Annotated in this window: 22 protein-coding genes; 8 read left to right on the plus strand and 14 right to left on the minus strand. The window is 32.1% G+C overall.

Annotation, left to right across the window (positions count from 1 at the left end):
* Position 1 precedes the first annotated feature (1 nt).
* The 5 genes from ACTTBI_RS00890 to ACTTBI_RS00910 are packed head-to-tail and all read left to right on the plus strand — an operon-like array spanning position 2 to position 3,842.
* Positions 2-646, plus strand: coding sequence for a tetratricopeptide repeat protein (locus tag ACTTBI_RS00890; protein ID WP_440652223.1), 645 nt, complete (start codon positions 2-4; stop codon positions 644-646).
* Positions 639-1,937, plus strand: coding sequence for a PQQ-binding-like beta-propeller repeat protein (locus ACTTBI_RS00895; protein WP_440652224.1), 1,299 nt, complete (start codon positions 639-641; stop codon positions 1,935-1,937). The genes ACTTBI_RS00890 and ACTTBI_RS00895 overlap by 8 nt, the downstream gene beginning before the upstream one ends.
* A 2-nt stretch (positions 1,938-1,939) precedes the next feature.
* Positions 1,940-2,371, plus strand: a complete 432-nt coding sequence (locus ACTTBI_RS00900) for a hypothetical protein (RefSeq protein WP_262590382.1) — start codon at positions 1,940-1,942, stop codon at positions 2,369-2,371.
* A complete protein-coding gene (gene zapE / locus ACTTBI_RS00905) occupies positions 2,371-3,426 on the plus strand; it encodes a cell division protein ZapE (protein WP_440652225.1) in 1,056 nt (351 codons plus the stop codon). The genes ACTTBI_RS00900 and zapE overlap by 1 nt, the downstream gene beginning before the upstream one ends.
* A complete protein-coding gene (locus ACTTBI_RS00910) occupies positions 3,423-3,842 on the plus strand; it encodes a secondary thiamine-phosphate synthase enzyme YjbQ (protein ID WP_440652226.1) in 420 nt (139 codons plus the stop codon). The genes zapE and ACTTBI_RS00910 overlap by 4 nt, the downstream gene beginning before the upstream one ends.
* A gap of 1 nt (position 3,843) precedes the next feature.
* On the opposite strand, the gene ACTTBI_RS00915 is transcribed toward ACTTBI_RS00910, so the two are convergent.
* The 14 genes from ACTTBI_RS00915 to gcvT form a co-directional block, all read right to left on the minus strand.
* Positions 3,844-5,265: a cryptochrome/photolyase family protein gene (locus tag ACTTBI_RS00915; protein ID WP_440614084.1), complete on the minus strand. Its 1,422-nt coding sequence runs from the start codon at positions 5,263-5,265 to the stop codon at positions 3,844-3,846.
* Between the two features lie 5 nt (positions 5,266-5,270).
* Positions 5,271-6,401 carry a diaminopropionate ammonia-lyase gene (locus ACTTBI_RS00920; protein ID WP_440614085.1) on the minus strand — a complete coding sequence of 377 codons (1,131 nt, stop codon included), beginning with the start codon at positions 6,399-6,401 and terminating at the stop codon, positions 5,271-5,273.
* 3 nt (positions 6,402-6,404) lie between these two features.
* Positions 6,405-7,730, minus strand: a complete 1,326-nt coding sequence (gene glnT / locus ACTTBI_RS00925; protein ID WP_440614086.1) for a type III glutamate--ammonia ligase — start codon at positions 7,728-7,730, stop codon at positions 6,405-6,407.
* A gap of 17 nt (positions 7,731-7,747) precedes the next feature.
* A complete protein-coding gene (locus ACTTBI_RS00930; protein ID WP_428079744.1) occupies positions 7,748-7,897 on the minus strand; it encodes a hypothetical protein in 150 nt (49 codons plus the stop codon).
* 60 nt (positions 7,898-7,957) lie between these two features.
* Positions 7,958-8,188: a hypothetical protein gene (locus ACTTBI_RS00935; RefSeq protein ID WP_440614087.1), complete on the minus strand. Its 231-nt coding sequence runs from the start codon at positions 8,186-8,188 to the stop codon at positions 7,958-7,960.
* Positions 8,189-8,199: 11 nt separating this feature from the next.
* The gene (locus ACTTBI_RS00940; RefSeq protein WP_262590390.1) at positions 8,200-9,600 is read right to left on the minus strand and encodes an ammonium transporter; all 1,401 of its coding nucleotides are present in this window, start codon (positions 9,598-9,600) and stop codon (positions 8,200-8,202) included.
* Positions 9,601-9,727: 127 nt separating this feature from the next.
* The gene (locus ACTTBI_RS00945) at positions 9,728-10,141 is read right to left on the minus strand and encodes a hypothetical protein (RefSeq protein ID WP_440614088.1); all 414 of its coding nucleotides are present in this window, start codon (positions 10,139-10,141) and stop codon (positions 9,728-9,730) included.
* Between the two features lie 9 nt (positions 10,142-10,150).
* Positions 10,151-11,554: an FMN-binding glutamate synthase family protein gene (locus tag ACTTBI_RS00950; RefSeq protein ID WP_440652227.1), complete on the minus strand. Its 1,404-nt coding sequence runs from the start codon at positions 11,552-11,554 to the stop codon at positions 10,151-10,153.
* Positions 11,554-12,408 carry a GXGXG motif-containing protein gene (locus tag ACTTBI_RS00955; protein ID WP_428079748.1) on the minus strand — a complete coding sequence of 285 codons (855 nt, stop codon included), beginning with the start codon at positions 12,406-12,408 and terminating at the stop codon, positions 11,554-11,556. Before ACTTBI_RS00955 ends, ACTTBI_RS00950 begins: the two co-directional genes overlap by 1 nt.
* Positions 12,396-13,340, minus strand: a complete 945-nt coding sequence (locus ACTTBI_RS00960; RefSeq protein WP_440647515.1) for a glutamine amidotransferase — start codon at positions 13,338-13,340, stop codon at positions 12,396-12,398. Before ACTTBI_RS00960 ends, ACTTBI_RS00955 begins: the two co-directional genes overlap by 13 nt.
* 37 nt (positions 13,341-13,377) lie before the next feature.
* Complete coding sequence (locus ACTTBI_RS00965) at positions 13,378-14,847, minus strand: glutamine synthetase family protein (RefSeq protein WP_440652228.1); 1,470 nt, start codon at positions 14,845-14,847, stop codon at positions 13,378-13,380.
* A gap of 70 nt (positions 14,848-14,917) precedes the next feature.
* Positions 14,918-16,246 (minus strand): NAD(P)/FAD-dependent oxidoreductase, encoded by a 1,329-nt coding sequence (locus ACTTBI_RS00970; RefSeq protein WP_440652229.1) that lies wholly within the window; start codon positions 16,244-16,246, stop codon positions 14,918-14,920.
* 102 nt (positions 16,247-16,348) lie between these two features.
* The gene (locus ACTTBI_RS00975; RefSeq protein WP_440652230.1) at positions 16,349-16,699 is read right to left on the minus strand and encodes a hypothetical protein; all 351 of its coding nucleotides are present in this window, start codon (positions 16,697-16,699) and stop codon (positions 16,349-16,351) included.
* 4 nt (positions 16,700-16,703) lie between these two features.
* Complete coding sequence (gcvT, locus tag ACTTBI_RS00980; protein WP_440652231.1) at positions 16,704-19,043, minus strand: glycine cleavage system aminomethyltransferase GcvT; 2,340 nt, start codon at positions 19,041-19,043, stop codon at positions 16,704-16,706.
* A gap of 146 nt (positions 19,044-19,189) precedes the next feature.
* Between gcvT and ACTTBI_RS00985 the strand changes: the two genes are divergently transcribed.
* From ACTTBI_RS00985 to ACTTBI_RS00995, 3 genes are all read left to right on the plus strand, one after another.
* Positions 19,190-20,134: an ABC transporter substrate-binding protein gene (locus ACTTBI_RS00985; protein ID WP_262590397.1), complete on the plus strand. Its 945-nt coding sequence runs from the start codon at positions 19,190-19,192 to the stop codon at positions 20,132-20,134.
* 83 nt (positions 20,135-20,217) lie between these two features.
* A complete protein-coding gene (locus tag ACTTBI_RS00990) occupies positions 20,218-20,595 on the plus strand; it encodes an MORN repeat-containing protein (RefSeq protein ID WP_440652232.1) in 378 nt (125 codons plus the stop codon).
* Positions 20,595-21,146, plus strand: a complete 552-nt coding sequence (locus ACTTBI_RS00995) for a hypothetical protein (protein ID WP_440652233.1) — start codon at positions 20,595-20,597, stop codon at positions 21,144-21,146. Before ACTTBI_RS00990 ends, ACTTBI_RS00995 begins: the two co-directional genes overlap by 1 nt.
* Positions 21,147-21,179: the final 33 nt, after the last annotated feature.

Consider the following 21,179-nt stretch of genomic DNA (forward strand, 5'->3'; position numbering starts at 1 on the left):
TATGGATGAAGATTTATCAATAATAAATGCAAATACTAGAAACGAAAAAATTAAGAACTTTTTTGTTAATAACAAAAAGGTTCTAATTTCTTCAGTTATTGTTTTAGTTTTGGTTGTAATAGGTGTTTACAGTTACGATAAATATACAACTGATAAAAAAAGACAGATATCTGATAATTTTAATGCAATTACTATTGATCATTCAGAAAGTTCTAAAGATACAACTTTAAATAAATTATTGGAGATAATTAATCAAAAAGATCCAACTTATTCTCCGCTCTCTCTTTATTTTATAATTGATAACAATCTACTTTCTGATCAAAACGAGGTTAATAATTTATTTGATGTCATAATCGATGAAACATCACTAGATAAAGAAATTAAAAATTTAGTTATTTACAAAAAGGCACTATTTAATGCAGATCAGGCAAATGAAGCTGATTTACTAAATATGCTAAATCCATTAATTAATTCAGAAAGTGTATGGAAATCACATGCATTATACTTAATGGCTGAATATTTTTATGCACAGGATCAAAAACAAAAAGCAAAAGAATTTTTTCAACAAATAACGACTTTAGAAAATCCAAATCCAGATATAAGAATAGAATCAGAGAAAAGATTAAACAGAGATTTGAGTGATTAGACTATTAGCATTATTTATTACATTTTTTCTTCTAAATAATTGTTCTTTCAATGAAAATTCAAGAATTTGGAAAGATAAGGAAAAAGATTTATCAGAAAAAGAAAATGTAAAAAAAATATTTGCAGAGGAAGAGGTAAAAGCCTCTGAATTTAATCAAGAAGTTAAACTTGATTTATCTGGATTAAGAACAACCAATAAAATAATAGATAATACCAATAATTACGGTGCTCAAAGCTATGATGGCCAATTACAAAAAATAGGTAATTTTAAATTTTCTAAGTTAGATGAAATAAATAATCTTAATTACAAACCAATTTTTCTATCAGATGGATTAATTTTCTTTGAAAAAAAGGGTACAATTATTAGATACGATAATAATAAAAAAGTATTATGGAAAAAAAATCATTACACTAAGTCAGAAAAAAAATTAAGACCCAAGTTAAATTTCGCAATTAAAGAAAACAACATTTTAATAACGGATAGTATTGCAAAATACTACTCAATTAATCTTGAAACTGGAGAATTGAATTGGTCAAAAAATAATACCTATCCATTTAATTCAGATATCAAAAGTTACAAAAATAAAATTTTTGTTGTTGATTATAAAAATACTTTGAGATGCTATAAAATTGAAGATGGATCTGAATGTTGGAATTTGCAAACAGACGATTCTTTTACAATATCAAATGCAAAATATTCATTAATTATAATTGATGAGATGGTAGTATTTAGTAACTCAATTGGAGATATCACAGCAGTTGATATTGAAACAGGATTAATCACTTGGCAATTACCAACTCAAAGCAGTAGCATAATTAATGAAACTTATAATTTCAAAATATCAAAACTAGTATCAGATGGAAAATCTATCTTTTTTTCAAATAATAAAAATGAATTTTATTCGGTAGATGTAAAAACAGGGGTAGTTAATTGGATAAATGATTTAAATACTAACATTACTCCAATAATTACTGGCAATTTAATTTTTACAGTTTCGAATGATGGATATTTGTATGTAGTTGAAAAAAAAATAGGCAACATACTTAGAATTACAGATCTTTTTAATAATTATAAAATTAAAAAAAGAAAAGAAATTGAACCAGTTGGTTTTGTGATAGGTAATACCAATCTATATTTAACAAATACTGATGGAAAAATAATAATTGCTGATTTAAGTGAAGGAAAAGTTTTAAACGTAGAAAAAGTTTCTGGAGACATTGTTTCAGAACCATTTATATTTAATAATAATTTGTATGTAGTTAGAAACGGTTCTATCGTACAATACAATTAAATATGATCTTGAAATTTTTAGAGAAGATCGGAAGAAAAAAAGTAGTTCTAGATAGAGGACCATCACACCCAAAATTTGATCAAGCAAAACCGTGGATGAATAGATATTATGTGATATTCAGAAATAGACCTAAATGGTTTCCATTTAATATATTAATTCACGAAATGTTAGATGATGACCATGGTGATGGGGTGCATAACCATTTATGCCCATATATTACAATAATTTTAAGAGGAGGGTACTGGGAAACAACAAAAAATGGAAGGTTTTGGAGAAAGCCTGGATATATTGGTTTCAGATCTGCAAATGCTTTTCATAGAGTTGATTTAGAACCAGGCACAAAACCAATGACAATATTCATTCCAGGACCATTTGGTTTACGAAAAGGACCACGATCAGAATATGGTATCGATTTTAAAACTAAAAGAAGTTAATGACTCTACCTTTTGAAAAAAAATTTATATCTCACTGTAAAAAACAAAATTTAGAAATTAATCCCAGTCAGATAGATTTAGTAAAAAAATTACAAGAATACTACGAGGGTAATTTCCAATCATTAATATCAAAAATTTTTAAAAGCCAATCTTCTAAAAAAGGATTTTATTTATATGGTGATGTTGGTGTAGGCAAAACAATGATTTTAGATTTCTTTTTTGATCAATTAGATCATAAGAAATTAAGATTACATTTTAATGAGTTTATGTTGAGTTTCCATGATTTTGTGCATGAAAGAAAAGGTAGCAATCAAGAAAATATTATTAATGAATTTGTTAAAGACTTAAAATCAAAAGCAATGATAATTTACTTTGATGAGTTTCAAGTAACTAACATTGTTGATGCTATGATTTTAGGAAAATTATTTGATCAAATCTTCAAAGAAAATATAAAAATAATCGTAACCTCAAATATTCAAATTTCTGAGCTTTACAAAGATGGTCTTCAAAGAGATCAGTTCAAACCATTCATAAAAATAATGGAGGATCAATCTTTTCAATACGAACTTGTAATTGAAGATGACTATAGAAAATCTAATAATTCTCAAGATAGATACTTTTTTCCACTTGATGAAGAAACTAATTTTAAAATAAATAAATATTTTAGAACTATTACTAAAGATAAAGTTAAAACTGAGAAAATAATTAATGTAAAAGGAAGAAATTTTAAAATAGAAAATTTTTATGAAGGGGTGGCTAGATTTGATTTTAAAACATTATGTGATCAGAATTTAGGTGCAGATGATTATTTAGAAATTATTAAAAATTGTGTTTTTATAGTAATCGATCAAATACCACAGTTTAATAATTTTAATTCTAACCAACAGCAAAGATTTATAACTTTATTAGATATAATTTATGATAATAGTGTTCCAATTGCTGTAACAGCTAATCAAAGTTTGGATAAATTTACATCATCAAAACTATTAGAAAAACCATTTGAAAGAACAATCAGTAGATTATACGAATTAACATCTAAAGTGATGAAATCATGAAACAAGAATTTTTTAATCTTCAAATAAACACAAGTGGTCAAAAGTTATATGAATTTACAGATCAAACTCTTAATTGGATAAATGAAAATAATTTTAAGAATGGAATTTTAAATTTAAGTATTCAGCATACAAGTGCGTCTTTAATTGTACAGGAGAATGCCGACCCAGATGTACAAACTGATTTGATTAAATATTTTGATAAGTTAGCACCAATGGATAATTCGCTTTATGTTCATACAACTGAGGGTAAAGATGATATGCCAGCTCATATAAAATCTGCATTAACGAATAATCAAATTTCTCTTAGTATTAAAAATAAAGAATTACTACTGGGAACTTGGCAAGGTCTCTATCTGTTTGAACATAGGTTAGAGTCTCAAAAAAGATCTATAATTCATCATTTTTTGGGAGAATAAGTTATTTTTTCTTCAGAGATTGAAATGCATCCAATGCAGCAGCTCTTGCTTTTTCATGAATAACTATTGGTTGTGGATAGTCTTTACCTATAATTGTTTTAATCGCCTCTTGATATTTGATTTCCATTTCCCAAGGTTTGTGGATAAATTTTGCAGGAACTTTATTTAATTCAGGAACCCATTTTTTTACATAAATTCCTTCCTTATCAAATTTTTCACCCTGAAGAATAGGATTAAAAATTCTAAAGTATGGCGCAGCATCAGCTCCACAGCCTGCAACCCATTGCCATTGTGCTACATTATTTGCTTTATTAAAATCAAGTAAGCAGTTTCTAAAATGCTTCTCTCCCTCTATCCAATTAATTCTCAAATGCTTTACTAAAAAGGATCCAACAACCATTCGAATTCTATTATGCATCCATCCAGTTTCGTATAACTCTCTCATACCGGCATCAACTATTGGATACCCTGTCATACCTTTTTTCCATGCTTTTAAAAACTTTTCATTTTTAGCCCATGGGAATTTGTCAAATTCTTTTCGAAAATTGCCTTTTAAGAATTCAGGAAAGTAATTAATTAGACTATGAGAAAATTCTCGCCAACCAAGTTCGTTTATATATTTTCTATACCCTATTCCTTTTGATTTTAGCTCACTACACTTTTTCCAAATTGTATTCACATGAATTTGACCAAATTTTAAATATGGGGATAACCTAGAAGTACCATTTATAGAAGGGATATCTCTATTAGTCCCATAATCTTTAATTTTATTTTCTAATAAATCTTTTAGAATCTTTTGAGAAACATTTTCTGAAACTTTCCAATATTTATCAAATTTTTCATACCATTTTTTATTTGGTAAAATATTTTTGAGATCTAAAGAATTCTTAAAAAAATTGATGGCTTTAGTTTTCTTTTTTACAGTGTAATTTTTACTTGGCGGTTGATTAAGATAAATTTGTTCAGCAGTTCTCCAGAAAGGTGTAAATACTTTAAATGGTGTACCGTCATTTTTAGTTACTTCTTGAAATTCATTTAAAATATTTCCTTTAAAATATTTGTATTCTATTTCGTTTTTTATAAATAGATCTCTTATTTTTTTTCCTTTAGATATAACATCTGGTTCATAAATTTTATTCCAATAGATGCATACATTATCTTTTTTTTTCAGTTTTGATAAAATATCCAACTCATCACCTTTTAAAATTTCTAGATTGATTTTAAATTTTGAAAGTTCTGTTTTTATTGACTCTAATGATTTAAATAACCACCATTTCTGAGCTTCTCTTTTGTTATCAAATTCATTATTATTATAAATATATAACGCAACCACATTCTCATGATTATTAGTTGCAAAGGAAAGAGCTGGATTATTATCAATTCTAAAATCTTCTCTAATCCAAAATATTCCAGTGCTTTTCATGATAGTTATTTTTGATTTACTAATTTTTGATACATTTCTTGATCGGTATCACCCTCGCAACCAAAAATTAATACATTAGAATTTTCATTAAGATCAATTTTTGTCTTAATTGTTTCATCTTCGCAGCTTGCAATTAAACTAATTACACCTGGTGCAGCATTTTCACCTGCAATTATACTCTCTTCACTAAAGCTTGCATTTCCAAGTAATTTCATAGTTTTTGCAATATCATCATCTGGTAAACTTATACAGTGTTTAACTGAGTTTTTTAAGATTTCCCATGGCACAAGTGACACTTCTCCACATGACATCCCGCCCATTAAACTTTCTCTTTTAATATCAATTTTTTCTATCTTTCCAGTTTTAATGCTTTCCATAACACAAGCTGCACTATCTGGTTCTACGACAATTACTGTTGGAATATTATCTAAATATCTTGCTATCCCAGCTACCATTGCACCAGCCATGCCACCAACTCCAGCTTGTAAAATAATATGAGAAATTTTTTCATTATTAATTTGTTCAGCTATTTCCTTCATCATGACTGAATAACCAGCCATTGTATATTTGGGTACCAGCATATAATCTTTCCAAGCAACATCCTGAACAATTTGCCAATTATTTTCTGTAGATTGTTTTATGCATTCAATCAAAGAATTTTCGTAATTGCCTTTAACCTTTATAACTTCTGCACCAAGTGCTTCCATAGCTTTGCCTCTTGCATCACTTACAAATTCACTTATGAAAATTTTACATTTTAAACCTAATCTTTTTGCACCCCAAGCAACAGATCTACCATGGTTTCCAGCGGTAGCAGTCGCTACAACTATTTCTTTATTTCCTTTAGTAACTTTTTCAACTGCATAAGCTCCCCCTAGGGCTTTAAAAGATTTTAAATTAAATCTTTTATTTTCGTCTTTATAAAAAATATTTTTTAAATTTAATTCTTTAGATAATTTGTTTAATTTAATTAAGGGTGTAGGGGAGTATCCTTCCCATTTTGAGATAGAATTGTAAGCATCATCTATATCTGTTGAGGTTAATGAGCTTAAAATTTGATCTTTATCAAATGAATATTTTTTATTATCTACAAATTCAGTTAATTTCCATTGATGACCGTTAGATAAAATACTCATAAACTAACAATCTAATGTATTATTTTTTTCCCACTTAGTGACTGCTTTGGTTTTATCAAAACTTTCTTTTGATTTAAATTCTTTAATTTCTGTATCTCTTAATTTTATATAACTTGAAATAACACCTGATCCAAAAGCTTCATTCATACTTTTATTATCTTTTAATTGAGAAAGTGATTGATCTAACTCATCTGGTAATTTTGGTAAGTCAGGATATTTTGCAAAGTCTTCGTACATATTGCAATGCAAAGGATTACCGGGATCGATTTTATTTTTGATGCCATCTAAGCCAGCAGCCAAAATACTAGCTTGTAATAAATATGGATTTGCTGATCCATCCATTAATCTTAATTCAAACCTTCCTGGATCAGGAATTCTAATCATATGTGTTCGGTTGTTCCCAGTGTAAGAAATACTACTTGGTGACCATGATGCTCCAGATTTTGTAGGTGGTGCATTAATTCTTCGATAACTATTAATTGTTGGATTAAAGAATGCTGACAACGATGATGCATTTTTAATTACTCCACCTAAAAAATTATATGCAATTTTACTTAATCCAAGTTTATCAGACTTATCTAGAAACTTATTTTTCTTACCTTGCCAAACTGAAACATGAGCATGACACCCATTACCTGTTAAATTGTTAAAAGGTTTAGGCATGAATGTTGCTCTTAATCCGTGTTTTTCAGCAATTGTTTTAACCATGTATTTAAAAAAGGTATGTCTGTCTGCAGTTTCTAAGCAGTCAGAGTAATCCCAATTCATTTCAAACTGTCCGTTTGCGTCCTCATGGTCATTTTGATAAGGACCCCATCCCATTTCAATCATACAGTCGCAAATTTCTTTAATTAAATCATATCTTCTCATCAATGCAGATTGATCATAACAAGGTTTTGATTGAGTATCTCTTGGATCTGCAATTGACTCTCCATCAGGTGATATTAAAAAATATTCACATTCAACACCTGACTTCATTGTTAAATTTTGTTTTTTAAGTTTTTTAATTTGATTTTTTAACATTACTCTTGGCGATGCTTCCACTGGTTTACCGTTCATCCATAAATCAGATGCTAACCATCCAACTTCTTTGTTCCATGGCAATTGAATCAAGCTATCAGGATCAGGGATCCCAAACATATCAGAGTCTGCTGGCGTCATATCTAGCCATGCCGCAAAACCAGCAAAGCCAGCACCTGCAGTTTGCATTTCTTTGATTGCATGAGCTGGAACAAGTTTTGATCTTAAAACTCCAAAAAGATCGACAAAGCTAATTAAAAAATATTTAATTTTTTTTTGTTTTGCAATTTTAAATAAGTTTTTAGCCATTAACTAGCTTAACATAATTATTTAAAAAAAGATAAGATAGTTTCTTTATAATAAATTAGATTTACAACTATAATAATTATTATTGCTAAAATTACACCGTATTTAGCTTTAGGAAATACAACTCCTCTCATTTTTGAGGGTCTTAATTCTTCATTTTCATCTGTCATAAAAAATTTAAATTAAAAAGGGCGCTATTAATTAAAACAGCGCCCAAATTTTTATTTTAATTACCAATCGGTAATATTGCTTTTATGATCATTAGCACCATGTCTCTTCTTTGCTAATCTTGAAAGTTCATCACTTTCAGATTTTGCAGTTAAGACGTGCCAACCAATCCATAAAATAATAGCAATGATTACCAGTATACCTTCACTAGATCCAGCACCAGGGTAAACAGCGCCAACTACTTCTTCAGCTGGCTTGTTAAGGTGATCTATCCAGTTTGTTACTGTAGCCATATATTTCTCCTTTACCTGGTTGCAGATGAAACTGCTTTTTCATCTTCTTTAGCAGCCTCCATCATTTCATAATCTAGTCCAGCTATTTCTACCTCCCGAGGGATTCTTAATTTACCCATACCGTGAAGCACTTTAGCTATGACATAGCCTGGTATTAGTCCAAGAACAACAAACATAATTATTGCTCCGATGAACTGTCCAAGAGGATTGATTGTTGCATAAGTAGTTCCATCCCACATAGCACCCACACTATAACCAGATGAAGGGTAGCCCCATAAAACAAAACCACAAATTACAAGACCAACAAATCCCGCATAACCGTGAACTGCTACTGCACCAACTGCATCATCGATTTTGAACTTTCGTTCAACCCAGTAATGTAGTTTGTATGCAATCACAACACCAATCATACCAATGATCATTGATTGAATTGGATGATATAAGTCATTTCCAGCTGAAGCACAGATAACACCTGCTAGTCCACTAGAGTATGTCCAGAAAGGATCACCTTTAGCAATCCAATATCCAGCCAGTAATCCTCCTGATAATGACATCAAGAAGTTAAAGGTAATGCCACTAAGTGTAGTAGGAGTTACGTAAATGTTTGTAGCTGTCCAATAAGATATACCTTCCATTCCATATTCTGGACCTAAGTCAAAAATTGGAATGTTACATGCAGCATAAAATCCCCAGAAACCAGTGTAAATTAAAAATAATCCAACTGTTACTAGCCAAGGATTTCTAGGCCCAATGTTTCTTGGCTCACCACTTGATGAGAATTTTCCAATTCTAGGACCCAAAACCACAAGAACACCTAAAGCAAATCCACCTGCAATTGCGTGAATTACTCCTGATGCATATGCATCATGATATCCTAAAAGTTTTAGCATCCATCCATCAAAGTGCCATCCCCAAGCAGCATCAATTGTCCAAAATACAGATCCAATTGCAATTGCTAAAATACCAAATGCAAATGTTGTAATTCTTTCAATGATTGCTCCTGAAACGATAGAAGCAGCTGTCCAAGAAAACAGAAGGAAAGCAGCCCAGAAGACACCAGAAATGTGATCCCCTAGATTGATTGCCATAAGTTCACTTGTAGCTGTATACCAAGTAGCACTAAACGCAGACTCATCTGTGATTAGAGCAGTACTCTCATTCATTATTGAAGGTGCTAATCCAGGTCCTGTTGGAAAAGCCCAGTAAATCCACCAACCAAATAAAAACCAAGTTACTGTTACCAAAGGTATCAGCATTGTGTTTTTCATAAGAGTATGTTGATGGTGTTTATATCGAGAAGCTCCAACTTCATACATACAGAATCCAACGTGAATTAAGAACATCAGCACCACTGTTACCCAGTAGTAGAACTCTGTAAATATGGTAGTAAGAGCAGCTAACTGATCAGTCATATTCTCTCCCCATATTTGTTATCCTAAACCCTATAAAATTATTAGGTTACTTACAAATATAAAGATAAACTAAAAACCTAGTGTGGTCACTAGGTTTTTAGAATTGAAATCAACTATTGATTGTTATTTAAAATTTTAGATATGCCTTTTTCAAATCAACAAGAGGATGTTTTGGAGACATTTGAAACTTAACCAGAAGCTCTCTTGCAATCATATCTCTGTCTTGTTGATTGTTAGGAAGTTTAATTGATTTTGGAATTGTTACCCATCCATTTGCATTTCTGCAAAACACTGCAGGTCTTCCTTCTTCGTAACCCATGTGTACATCTTCCAACCAATTTAAATCATCCCATCCCATTGCCTCAATATATTTTTTTAAGAATGGAGTTATTTTATTATAATCAGGCAACAGGTTAACGTCGTATCTATAACCAATCGACTGGCCTATCATTTTTTCTCTAGCAGTTTGTTTTTTTACTCCAAACTTAACTTTTGAAACTTTAGCTTTCGATTTAGTTTTTTTAGTTTTCTTTTTAGCCATCGTTACCTCTTATATTTTGTGATAGTTATCAACACCTACAGTGTAGTTTGTACCTGCAAGTGGAACTTTCGCTAATGCAGAAGCTTCAGAAGTTAAAGCCGCTAAATCTTCTGGTTCTAACGAATGAATATTCGTCTTACCACAAGCTCTAGCTAACAATTGAGCTTCCAAAGTCATTGAGTGTAGATAGTTATATACTCTCAACGCTGCATCATCAGGATTTAATCTTGCTCTTAATTTTGGATCCTGAGTAGCAACACCAACTGGACATCTTCCAGTATGGCAGTGATAACACTCTCCAGCTTTTACACCCATTTCTTTTTCGAAATCAGCCTCTGGAATATCTTTATTACAATTAAGTGCAATCATTGAACCAGTACCAATTGCAATTGCATCAGCACCAAGTGCTAAAGCTTTAGCCATATCAGCACCATCTCTTATTCCACCTGCATAAATTAATGTTACTTTTCCAGTTTTACCTACATCATCAATTGCTCTTCTTGCTTCTCTAATAGCAGCAATTCCTGGAATTCCAGTATTTGCAGCAGCAATGTGAGGTCCTGCTCCAGTAGATCCTTCCATACCATCTAGATAAATAGAGTCTGGATCACATTTTGCAGCCATACGTACATCGTCGTAAACTTTTGATGCACCAAGTTTTAACTGAATGGGAACTTTATTTTTTGTTAACTGTCGTAACTCTTCAACTTTTAGAGCTAAATCATCTGGACCTAACCAGTCAGGGTGTCTTGCAGGTGATCTTTGGTCAATACCAGAGGGTAATGATCTCATTTCTGCAACTTGGTCAGTTACTTTTTGACCCATTAAATGCCCACCCATACCAACTTTTTGTCCTTGTCCAATAAACACTTCAATTCCATCTGCTAATTGAGCATGATGTGGATTGAAACCATATCTTGATTGAATACATTGGTAATACCATTTCTCTGAATATCTTCTTTCATCTGGTATCATTCCACCTTCACCTGAACAAGTAGCACTTCCTGCCATAGTAGCTCCTCTTGCTAAAGCAGTTTTTGCTTCATATGAAAGTGCACCAAAACTCATTCCTGTAATGTAAACAGGTATATCTAATTCAATTGGGTTCTCACATCTTGGACCAATTACAGTTTTAGTTTCACACTTTTCTCTATAACCTTCGATTACAAATCTTGTAAGTGTTCCAGGCAAAAATACTAAATCATCAAATGTTGGAATCTTTTTCATTAATGCCATTCCACGCATTCTGTATCTTCCTAATTGAGATTTAATGTGAATGTCGTCTATAACTTCAGGAGTAAAAATAGCATTATGTCCTAGTAGACTTTTATTTCTTTTTCCTTCTTCATGTACATGGACATCAGCTTTTCCACCAACGCCTTTACCATTCTTTTTACTTTTTTTCTTAGGCATTAAATTGCTCCCTTCTTCTCTGTAGGTTCTAAATTATCGTAATTCCAAAGTTTTTTACCAGCTACAATTTTTTTCATTTTACTTACATCAAAATTTTCACCAATTTCTGCAACTTTTAATTTTCTTTTTAACCAATCTTGGTCACTATCTGTTAGTTCAGCGTCTACTGCATCACTTCCGTAAGATCCAATTTCACCACCAACAAAAATAGTTCCATCGTACATCGAGTCTCCTAAATTAATTCCAACATTACCAAGAATTATTATTCTTCCTCTTTGCATCATGAAACCAGTGAATGCACCAGCATCTCCACCAATAATGATAGTTCCACCTTTCATATCAATACCAGTTCTAGCACCAACGCTACCTTTGCAGATTAAATCTCCACCTCTGATAGCCGCACCAAAACAAGAGCCAGCATTTTTTTCAATAACTACTTTTCCAGCCATAAGGTTTTCAGCACATGACCAACCAACTCTTCCATTAATTCTAACGATTGGACCATCGCACGAACCCATTCCAAAATACCCTAAACTTCCTTCAAAAATTAAATTAAGTTTATTTAAAATACCAACACCTAAACTGTGTTTTCCTTGAGGGTTTTTGATTACAATTGTTCCGTAACCTTGGCTCATTAAATTATCAATTTCCTTGTTAGCTTCTGGAGCTGTCATATCTTTTACATCAAGCTCAGTTCTTTTATTAAAATCTACATCGTATGTTCCAAAATAATAAAAGTTTTCAGCTTCATCAGGATTAAAGAATTTTTGTTGAGTTCTTCCTGTTAAAACCTCAGTATGCATACCCATTGATTGGGCTTTAGATTTTTTAGATACAGTTTTTAGATTTGCCATACTTTTACCTCCCCATCAAATGGATCATATGTGTCTATTTCTTGTGGTAGCACAGATCTAATAGCTATTTCTTCTGATCCCATTGCAACTAAATCATCTGACTCATATAAAACTAAAGGTTTTGCAGCCATAGTATCTTTTGCCATACCTAAAGAGTCTTTTGTCGCTACAAAGTAAGTAAATACTCCATCTAAACCAGTTAAGCTCTCTTTCATACCTTCCTCTAAAGTTGCTCCATCTCTCATTTTTTCTGCAAGATATACTGCGATTAGTTCTGAGTCACACTCAGACATAAATCTCATTCCTTTATTTTCCAATACTCTTCTATTATTCCAATAGTTAGTTAACTGACCATTGTGAACTACAGAAACGTCACTGAAAGGATAGCCCCAGAAAGGGTGGGCAGATTTGATATCAACACCAGACTCAGTTGCCATTCTAGCATGACCTATCGCATGAGTTCCAACAACCTTATCTAGACTATATCTATCACAAACCATTTTTGCGTTACCCAAATCTTTAATAACTTCTAATGATTTACCCATAGATAAAATCTCTACACCTGGAATACTTTCTATTCTTTGAGAGAAATCTAACAAATCTTTTGCGTTGTAATCAATTTCATATCTTAAAGAGTAGGGAAGTGTTCTTTCTTCCTTAACAACTTTAGCTCCCATTTCTGCTAAAGTTTGATCTACAACTTTTTTTCTTTCATCGTATACAGAAACATCTTCCATAACTGATGAGCTTCCTTCACCAACATTCTCACCAACCTTAAAACGCATGATGAAATTTTTGCCATCTGTATCTCCATATAAAGCATATCCAGTAGAGTCTTCACCTCTATGTTTTAACGCTTGAAGCATTCCTTGTAATTCGCTTCCAACATTTGAGGATTTTCCTCTATGAATTAATCCTGCTATCCCACACATATTCTTTATACCCTTTCTATCTATATTAATTAACGACCTACGGTAAGCAATCAAGATAAGTATCCAGATCCCATTGAGTTGTAGCACCCAAGAATCTTTCCCACTCATCGTTTTTGTACCAATGGAAAACTTTATACATTTCATCCGGCATTGCAGATTTAATTACTTCATCTTCTGCAAGTCTAGCCAAAGCTTCACCAAGACTTAATGGAAGTTTTTTAACATCTTTACCAGCCTTTTGAGCTTCGTAAATATTTCTAGACTCAGGAGCAGCTGGTTTTAATTTTTTACTAATTCCATGATCACATGCTTTTAGTAACGCTGCGCCTAATAAGTATGGATTATGCATAGAGTCTACTGATCGGTATTCAAATCTACCTGGTGCAGAAACTCTTAATCCACAAGTTCTATTTTGGTATCCCCAGTCAGCATAAACTGGTGCCCAGAAACCTTGGTCCCATAGTCTTCTATAAGAGTTAACAGTAGAAGATCCTAATGCTGTTAGTGCTGGCAAGTGTTCCATGATACCCGCAATTGATTGCAAACCAATTTTACCTGGTAATTGCATATCTTTAGTATCAGGCATAAAAGTATTTGTTCCACCTTCAACGTAACTAAATACTTCTTCAACACCTGGAAGTTTTTTGTTTCCAAGTTTGTTTACTTTAACTTTTCCACCTTTCCATAGAGACATATTTGTATGACATCCACTTGCAGAAACTCCCATGAAAGGTTTAGTCATAAAGCAAGCTATCAAGTTATGTTCTCTTGCAACTTGAGCACAAATTTGTCTGTATGTTGATAATCTATCTGCGTTTCTTAAGACGTTATCGTAAGTCCAGTTTAATTCTAATTGACCTGGTGCATCTTCGTGGTCTCCTTGAATCATATCAAGTCCCATCGCTTTTGCATATTCAATTACCTTCATAAATACTGGTCTTAACGACTCAAATTGATCAATGTGATAACAGAATGGTTTTGAAAAACCTTTACCAGTTGGGGTTCCATCCTCATTTTTTGTTAACCACATCATTTCAGGCTCAGTACCAACTCTTAATTCTAGACCATGTTTTTTCTTAAATTCATCCATGAAAATTCTTAGATTTCCTCTGCAGTCTGAAGTTAAGTGACCACCTGGATTTTCTCTTTCTTCTCTGTTTCTAAAACATGTTACAAAAACTCTTCCAACTCTTTTGTCCCAAGGTAATTGCACAAAAGTATCTGGATCAGGAATTCCAACAAGTTCCATGGCCTCTGGACCATAACCAATATAGTTATTGTGACGATCTAAGAATAAGTTTGCTGTTGCTCCGTAAACTAATTGAAATCCTTTTTCTGCAGTTCTTTCCCAGTGATCTGCAGGTATACCTTTACCTACGACTCTTCCTGTTACAGAAATAAATTGATAATAAATATAAGTTATTCCAAGTTCGTTAATTTTTTCTCGAACTTTTTTTACTAATTTAGCTCTACCTGGTTGGTTAACATGTTTTTCTAGATCCGTCATTTTCACCCCTCAATGAATTATTAATTATTCAAGCGTAGCTGAAAACTTTATTCGTGTCTAGGCTTAGAGTTTAACTCCAAGGGAACGGACTGTTAGAAGTAGGATGAAGTTCACCCTTCTCGTAACGGTTGAATCTAAACGGCTTCAATAAATCACTTTCAGTACCAAGAATTTCTTTTGCAACAAGTTCACCAACACCAATCATTTTATATCCGTGATTAGCATCAGCAATCATGTAAACGTTTTCAAAAAATCTATCGAAGATAGGAAAAGAGTCTGGTGTCATACATCCTAAACCACCTGATGGTCCTTTTCTGTATAAGTCTGATTTTCCTTCAAATCTTTTTTGGCAATGTGCAAGTGCTGAACACCACATTTCACTAAAAGCGTCTGTTGTTTGATACTCTGGAGACTCAATTCCATAAGGGTCAACGTTTACTTCATCAAAATGTTTTTTAACAATGTAAGGAGAAGTTCCACCTTGTACACCTAAACCTTCAATATCAGGTTTATAATAAATTCCCCAAATTTTATCTGTTAATAATTTTTTTGTTTTGTCAGAGTATAAAGGTGCCGTCGAGTCAACGTGAACTACAGGTGGTTGTTTTCCATCATTTGTTTTTAAGAAATCTGGCTCAACACCGATAACTCCTTCTTGAAGCATCCAGTAAGTCCACATATCAGTTTCATGCATCTTACCATCTTTACCTTTTATGTGAGCTGTCTTTGGTAACTCTAACATATTCCAAAAATCTCTTGCCCATGGTCCTGCACCAACAACTACTTGTTCACACTCAATAGTTCCTTTGTCAGTTTCAACACCAGTTACTGCTTGACTGTTACTTCCTTTTTTAAAACCAGTCACTCTTACACCTTTCATAACTTGGACACCATTAGATGTAGATTTGTTCTCTAGGGCTTTAATTGAATCTTTATTAAAAGCGTATCCACCTTTTTTTTCATGAAGTACAGAAGTGATACCTTGAGCTTGCCAATCATCAAAAATTCCCTTCATGTAATTTGTGCAATCTTTTTCACCTTCAATAAAAACTGATTCATATCCAATTGCTTTTTGTTGTTCATAAATACTTGCAACATCTTCATGCATTACTTCTGGAGATATTTGTAAGTATCCAACTGGATTATATTTAAACGCTTTCGGATCACTTTCCCAAACTGAAACTGAATGAGCCATTAATTCTCTCATTGCTGGCTGAAAATAATTATTTCTTACAACTCCACATGCAATTCCACTTGCACCAGCAGCTGTATCTTTTTTTTCTAATACAACTATGTCACCAGGATTTTTATAAGTTTCTGAAAGTTTCCATGCAGTACTTAAACCGTGTATACCACCACCGATTATCACTACTTTTGCTTTTGAAGGTAATGTCGTCATATCAAAACATTATTTTTTGATAATGTTAATTAATATAATTATTTATAGAAGTAAAAATTATATATAAAAATTAGATACTTTTTATATCAGTCAAAAAATTAATTAATAACTGATGTTTTTTAGCGTTTCTAAGTAGTTATTAAATTCTTTAATAAATGACTCACTTGGGACTATATTTTTAATTCGCTGGTCAGTTGAAGTTTTTTCAAGTTTAAAGAATCCTTTTTCACAAGCCTCTGTAATTATTAAAGCTGATTTTGGCCTAGATGTTTTAAATAATTTTGTTTTTAATTCTTCAACAGATATTTTTGTTCCTTCTTTAAAAGCTGACATAACTAATAACATCATGTGATAGTGAGAAGGTGACTTTCTGAAAAAATAATTACTAGAAGTATGAGATTGTTTCATTTGTTCTTCCCAAAAATCTAATAGGGTTTTTTTTTCTTTCGGCATTTTTTTACGATCTTACTCTAGACTTAGTTGGATCGTAGAATGGGAAGCCAACAACTTTAGCACTAATTCTTTTTTGGTGACCATCAATTTTTCCAACTTCAACTTCAGTTCCAATTTCTGAATATTGAGCATCTATTCTGCAAAGAGCTACATTTTTATTTAGAGTTGATGATAGACATCCACTTGTAACAATACCCACTTGAGCTCTACCAATATGAACACAATCACCATGACCTGCAATTTCTTTTCCAATCAATTCTAAGCCAACTAATTTTTTTTGAGGATTGTTTTTTCTTTTAATTAATTCTTCTTTACCAATGAAGTCTTCTTCTTTAGTTTTCAAAGGAACCGCAAAACCTATCCCTGCTTCAAAGGGATCTTGTTGACCATCAAATTCATTTCCAAATAAAATTAATCCAGCTTCTATTCTAAGCTTATCAAGAGCAGCAAAACCAGCAGGAATTAAACCGTCATCTTTTCCTGCTTCCATTAATTTATCCCAAACTTCAGGAGCATGGTTTGGATGACACCATACTTCATAACCAAGCTCACCTGTATAACCAGTTCTAGAAACAACTAGTGGAATACCTTGTAATTCTTCTATTCTACAAATTGTAAATCTAAACCAACCTAGCTCATCAATAGATGGTTGGGTGGGTGGTGTAAAAATTATCTTTTTTAAAATTTCTCTACTTTTTGGACCTTGTATAGAAACATTACTGATTTGGTCTGTTGAATTTTTAACATTTGCATTAAAATTTTTTTTCTTCGCTATTTCTTTTAACCATTCTCCAGCATACTCATCACCACATATCCATCTAAATCCTGTTTCGCTTAATCTTAATAATGTTCCATCATCAAACATCATTCCATTTTCATAACACATTGCAGAATATACAACTTGGCCAACTGATAATTTTTTGATGTTTCTTGTAAGTGTGTAGTTTAATAATTCCTCAGCATCTGGACCTATTATTTCAAATTTTCTAAGTGAAGATAAATCAATTAATACCGCATCGTTTCTACAGGCATTATATTCATTTACTATTCCGTGTTTTGTATAATCATTTGGAAGCCAAAAACCTCTTGCATCAACAAAATTTCTAGTAAGTTGAGATGTACGTTCGTGGAAACCTGAATTTCTTGTTAATTTTTTTTCTGAGTCTGTTTTCATTCGAAAAGCAAATGACTTTCTAAATTCTTTATTTTTGTCATAAGTTCTAACAAAAATTTCAGTAGGATTCCATGAATTACAAGCATCAATATCACTAGGACAAGCCGTAGTACCAATTGTTAAATTTTTTAACGCTCTAAACATTACATAATCACCAGGTCTAGAATAAGATTCGTCAGATATTACTGAATTTAATCCAGCAGCCGATGTATTAAAAAATAAATTAATTGCATGCCATCCTTTTTGTTTTTGAACTCCATATTTAGACATACTCTCAGTTAAATTATCTGAGCAGTTAGGATGACCAAAGTAACCAGCATCTTCATAATATTTTGAAGTACATGCAAGATTAAAAGTATCATGTTTACCAACTGTATCTCTTATTACCTCTACTAAGGGTTCGTGATCAGTATCATAAAATTTTGAATGTAATCCAGGACCAGGAAAAGTGTTTCCCATAAAAGTTCTAGTTGTTTGCCAATCTAATCCTTTTTCAATTCCTTTTTCTAATTTTCTTGTATCAAATGCTACAAAGTCTGAACATTGTCTCCCAGTTGGACTTATGACTTGAATGTAATCTCCTTCTTTAACTTGGTAAGATGTTGAAGTTTCTTTATCTATGTTTTCTTCATAAAGTGGTTCAAAAACTGGATCAGGTATAACGCTTAGCTCTTTATCATTTATAATTTTTGCTCTTTTAACAAATATAGTTAAATCTGTCGGTGGATTTTGCTTGGTAACATCCATATCTTCACCAGGTGCAGCAAAGATTGCATAACATTTATCTTTTGATTTAAGTTTAATCTTTTCCTCAGCTTTTGTATCAAGATCAAAAATTATGGATGATTTAGATTCTTTTATATTTAAGTTTCTTTTTTTTAATTGATAATTTGTTGCTAAGATTGTTTCATCTTTTCCATTTAAAATGTCTCTTATGAAATTTTTTTGACTGTTTTCTTTTAAATTTAAAATTCCTAATTCTGACTTTCCATCTTTATTAAAACAAATTATTTCACAAATTTGATTTCCTTCATCGTTGATTATTTCTATTTCATCATCTGGAAAAATTTGAAAAGCAGTAAGAGCACCACCATTTACAATATGTCGTTCAACTCCAGGTGGTAAAATATTTAGTCCAGGATTTTTAATGTCTTTACTTGTTCCAAACATTTTTAAAATTTTTTAATATTGATATATTTTTTATCACCATTTTTATTGATTAAATATATATATATTTTTTAGAACTAATAATTCTTTACCTAGCTATTTGTTTTAACATAGAGTGTTAATATTAATATTAATAGAGGGGAAAAAAAATGAAAAAAATAATGTCATTATTATCTGCTCTAGTTATTTCTGTAGTAAGTTTCTCAGGAATTTCTAACGCTGATAGCAAAAAGCCCATCGTAATCCCAACTCATAACTGGTCATCTCAAATTGTGATGGCTTACGTTATTGGTGGAATTTTTGAAAGCATGGGTAACAACGTAAAATATGTAAACGCTGACTCACAAGCAGTTTATGAATCAATCAGAATTGGAGACGTAACTATTTCTCACGAAGTATGGGAGTCTGCATTCGGTAAGTCATTTACTACTGCTCTAGATAAAGGTGGTTTACTTGACTGGGGTGATCATGAGGCAAGAACTCTTGAAGATATGGGTTACCCGAACTGGGTTGTTGAAAAAGGTTTGTGCCCAGGTCTACCAGATTGGACAGCTTTAAAAAATCCAGACTGTGCTAAAAACTTTACAACACCTGACTCTCCAGATGGAAAAGGAAGAATGTTGGAAGGACCTCAAAGTTGGCATGGTGATTTAATTCCGCAAAGAGTTGAAGCTTTAGGTTTAGGTGATCTTTGGTGGGTTAAATTTGCTGGAGGTGCAGATGCACTTTGGGCTGAATTAGCAGCTGCTGAAAAAGAAGGAAGAGGAACTATAATCTTCAACTGGACACCAAACTTTACAGATGGTGCTGGTTTTACATTTATTGACTTCCCTCCATACACAGCAGGCTGCAGACCAGAAGATGGTGGTGATGGTAAATGTGGTTCTCCTGATGGATACTTGAAAAAAGCAGTTCATGAGGATTTCCCAAAAACTCACCCAGACGCAGCAGCAGCATTTAAAAAAATGTCATTCTCAACAAGTCACATTGGTGCGATGGCAGCTTTAGTTGATGTTGATAAAATGACTCACGAAGATGCAGCTAAAAAATGGTTAGCTGACAACGAGTCAGTTTGGAAACCTTTTACTAAATAAGGGTAAAAGTTAAAAAAATTAAAATCTCCCCCAACTTGTTTGGGGGGGATTTTTTTTTATTCTAATTTGTGTAAAGTGACAAAATGAAAAAATTTCTAATTTTCATATTTTTAATTTCTTTAATTAACTCATCTGCATTTGCTCGAAGTACAGGATGTAAAGAAGGAAACTGTGAAAATGGTTTTGGCAAATGGATTTATACCGACAAGACAACTTATGAAGGTGATTGGGTTGCAACAAAAAAAGAAGGTCAAGGAGTTGAGACATGGCCTAACGGATATATTTACAAAGGTGAATTTAAAAATAGTCAATGGAGTGGAAAAGGAATTTTAACTTTTCCTGATGGATCTACTTATGAAGGTGAATGGTCCAACGGTTTCATGAATGGACAAGGAACATTTACTTGGGCAGACGGTAAACAAAAATCAGGTACTTGGATAAACGGAAAGTTACAAGAGTAATGTCGAACGAAAATAGTTTAAATAAAACTGAGGACAATTCAAATTCAACAAAGCAATTTATTGGTTTAGTTATTGTTACTGCAATAGTGATAGCTTTTTTTGCTGTTTTAAATGGAATATTTGGAGGGGGAGACGAGCTGGTAGAAAAAATGAAATTGGAAGAACAAAGAATTGCTGAAGAAAGAAAACTAAGTGAATTAATATCTAAATTACCTTCAGGAATTTTAGTATCCTTCGATGGAACTGACCACTATAGATTAACTGATGACGTATATGAGCAAGTATGTAAAGCTACGAAATTAATTCCACAAAGAGCAATTATGGGTGCCAATTTTTTAAATTTTAGAGCACATGAGATTTATACAATAAACGGAAATAAAATTGATGAAACTTTTGTCAAATGGGATCAAGAAAAAGGCAAGTGTTATGCAGGTTTTACGGTAAGTGGAAACAATGTTGGGGTAGATGAAACTATTACTGTTAGTGGGGAAGCTTTGAGTTTTTTAAGTACAGGTATTGATACTAGAGTTTACTATATTAAGAATTTTTAATGATGAAAGGTTACAATAATTAACATTTAAATT

The organism is Candidatus Pelagibacter sp. HIMB1542 (assembly GCF_052047835.1).
Lineage (GTDB): Bacteria > Pseudomonadota > Alphaproteobacteria > Pelagibacterales > Pelagibacteraceae > Pelagibacter.

Coding starts and splice junctions, on each gene's coding strand:
- ACTTBI_RS00890 (WP_440652223.1), top strand. CDS start 2: ATGGATGAAGATTTATCAATAATAAATGCAAATACTAGAAACGAAAAA.
- ACTTBI_RS00900 (WP_262590382.1), top strand. CDS start 1,940: ATGATCTTGAAATTTTTAGAGAAGATCGGAAGAAAAAAAGTAGTTCTA.
- zapE (WP_440652225.1), top strand. CDS start 2,371: ATGACTCTACCTTTTGAAAAAAAATTTATATCTCACTGTAAAAAACAA.
- ACTTBI_RS00910 (WP_440652226.1), top strand. CDS start 3,423: ATGAAACAAGAATTTTTTAATCTTCAAATAAACACAAGTGGTCAAAAG.
- ACTTBI_RS00915 (WP_440614084.1), bottom strand. CDS start 5,265: ATGAAAAGCACTGGAATATTTTGGATTAGAGAAGATTTTAGAATTGAT.
- ACTTBI_RS00920 (WP_440614085.1), bottom strand. CDS start 6,401: ATGAGTATTTTATCTAACGGTCATCAATGGAAATTAACTGAATTTGTA.
- glnT (WP_440614086.1), bottom strand. CDS start 7,730: ATGGCTAAAAACTTATTTAAAATTGCAAAACAAAAAAAAATTAAATAT.
- ACTTBI_RS00930 (WP_428079744.1), bottom strand. CDS start 7,897: ATGACAGATGAAAATGAAGAATTAAGACCCTCAAAAATGAGAGGAGTT.
- ACTTBI_RS00935 (WP_440614087.1), bottom strand. CDS start 8,188: ATGGCTACAGTAACAAACTGGATAGATCACCTTAACAAGCCAGCTGAA.
- ACTTBI_RS00940 (WP_262590390.1), bottom strand. CDS start 9,600: ATGACTGATCAGTTAGCTGCTCTTACTACCATATTTACAGAGTTCTAC.
- ACTTBI_RS00945 (WP_440614088.1), bottom strand. CDS start 10,141: ATGGCTAAAAAGAAAACTAAAAAAACTAAATCGAAAGCTAAAGTTTCA.
- ACTTBI_RS00950 (WP_440652227.1), bottom strand. CDS start 11,554: ATGCCTAAGAAAAAAAGTAAAAAGAATGGTAAAGGCGTTGGTGGAAAA.
- ACTTBI_RS00955 (WP_428079748.1), bottom strand. CDS start 12,408: ATGGCAAATCTAAAAACTGTATCTAAAAAATCTAAAGCCCAATCAATG.
- ACTTBI_RS00960 (WP_440647515.1), bottom strand. CDS start 13,340: ATGTGTGGGATAGCAGGATTAATTCATAGAGGAAAATCCTCAAATGTT.
- ACTTBI_RS00965 (WP_440652228.1), bottom strand. CDS start 14,847: ATGACGGATCTAGAAAAACATGTTAACCAACCAGGTAGAGCTAAATTA.
- ACTTBI_RS00970 (WP_440652229.1), bottom strand. CDS start 16,246: ATGACGACATTACCTTCAAAAGCAAAAGTAGTGATAATCGGTGGTGGT.
- ACTTBI_RS00975 (WP_440652230.1), bottom strand. CDS start 16,699: ATGCCGAAAGAAAAAAAAACCCTATTAGATTTTTGGGAAGAACAAATG.
- gcvT (WP_440652231.1), bottom strand. CDS start 19,043: ATGTTTGGAACAAGTAAAGACATTAAAAATCCTGGACTAAATATTTTA.
- ACTTBI_RS00985 (WP_262590397.1), top strand. CDS start 19,190: ATGAAAAAAATAATGTCATTATTATCTGCTCTAGTTATTTCTGTAGTA.
- ACTTBI_RS00990 (WP_440652232.1), top strand. CDS start 20,218: ATGAAAAAATTTCTAATTTTCATATTTTTAATTTCTTTAATTAACTCA.
- ACTTBI_RS00995 (WP_440652233.1), top strand. CDS start 20,595: ATGTCGAACGAAAATAGTTTAAATAAAACTGAGGACAATTCAAATTCA.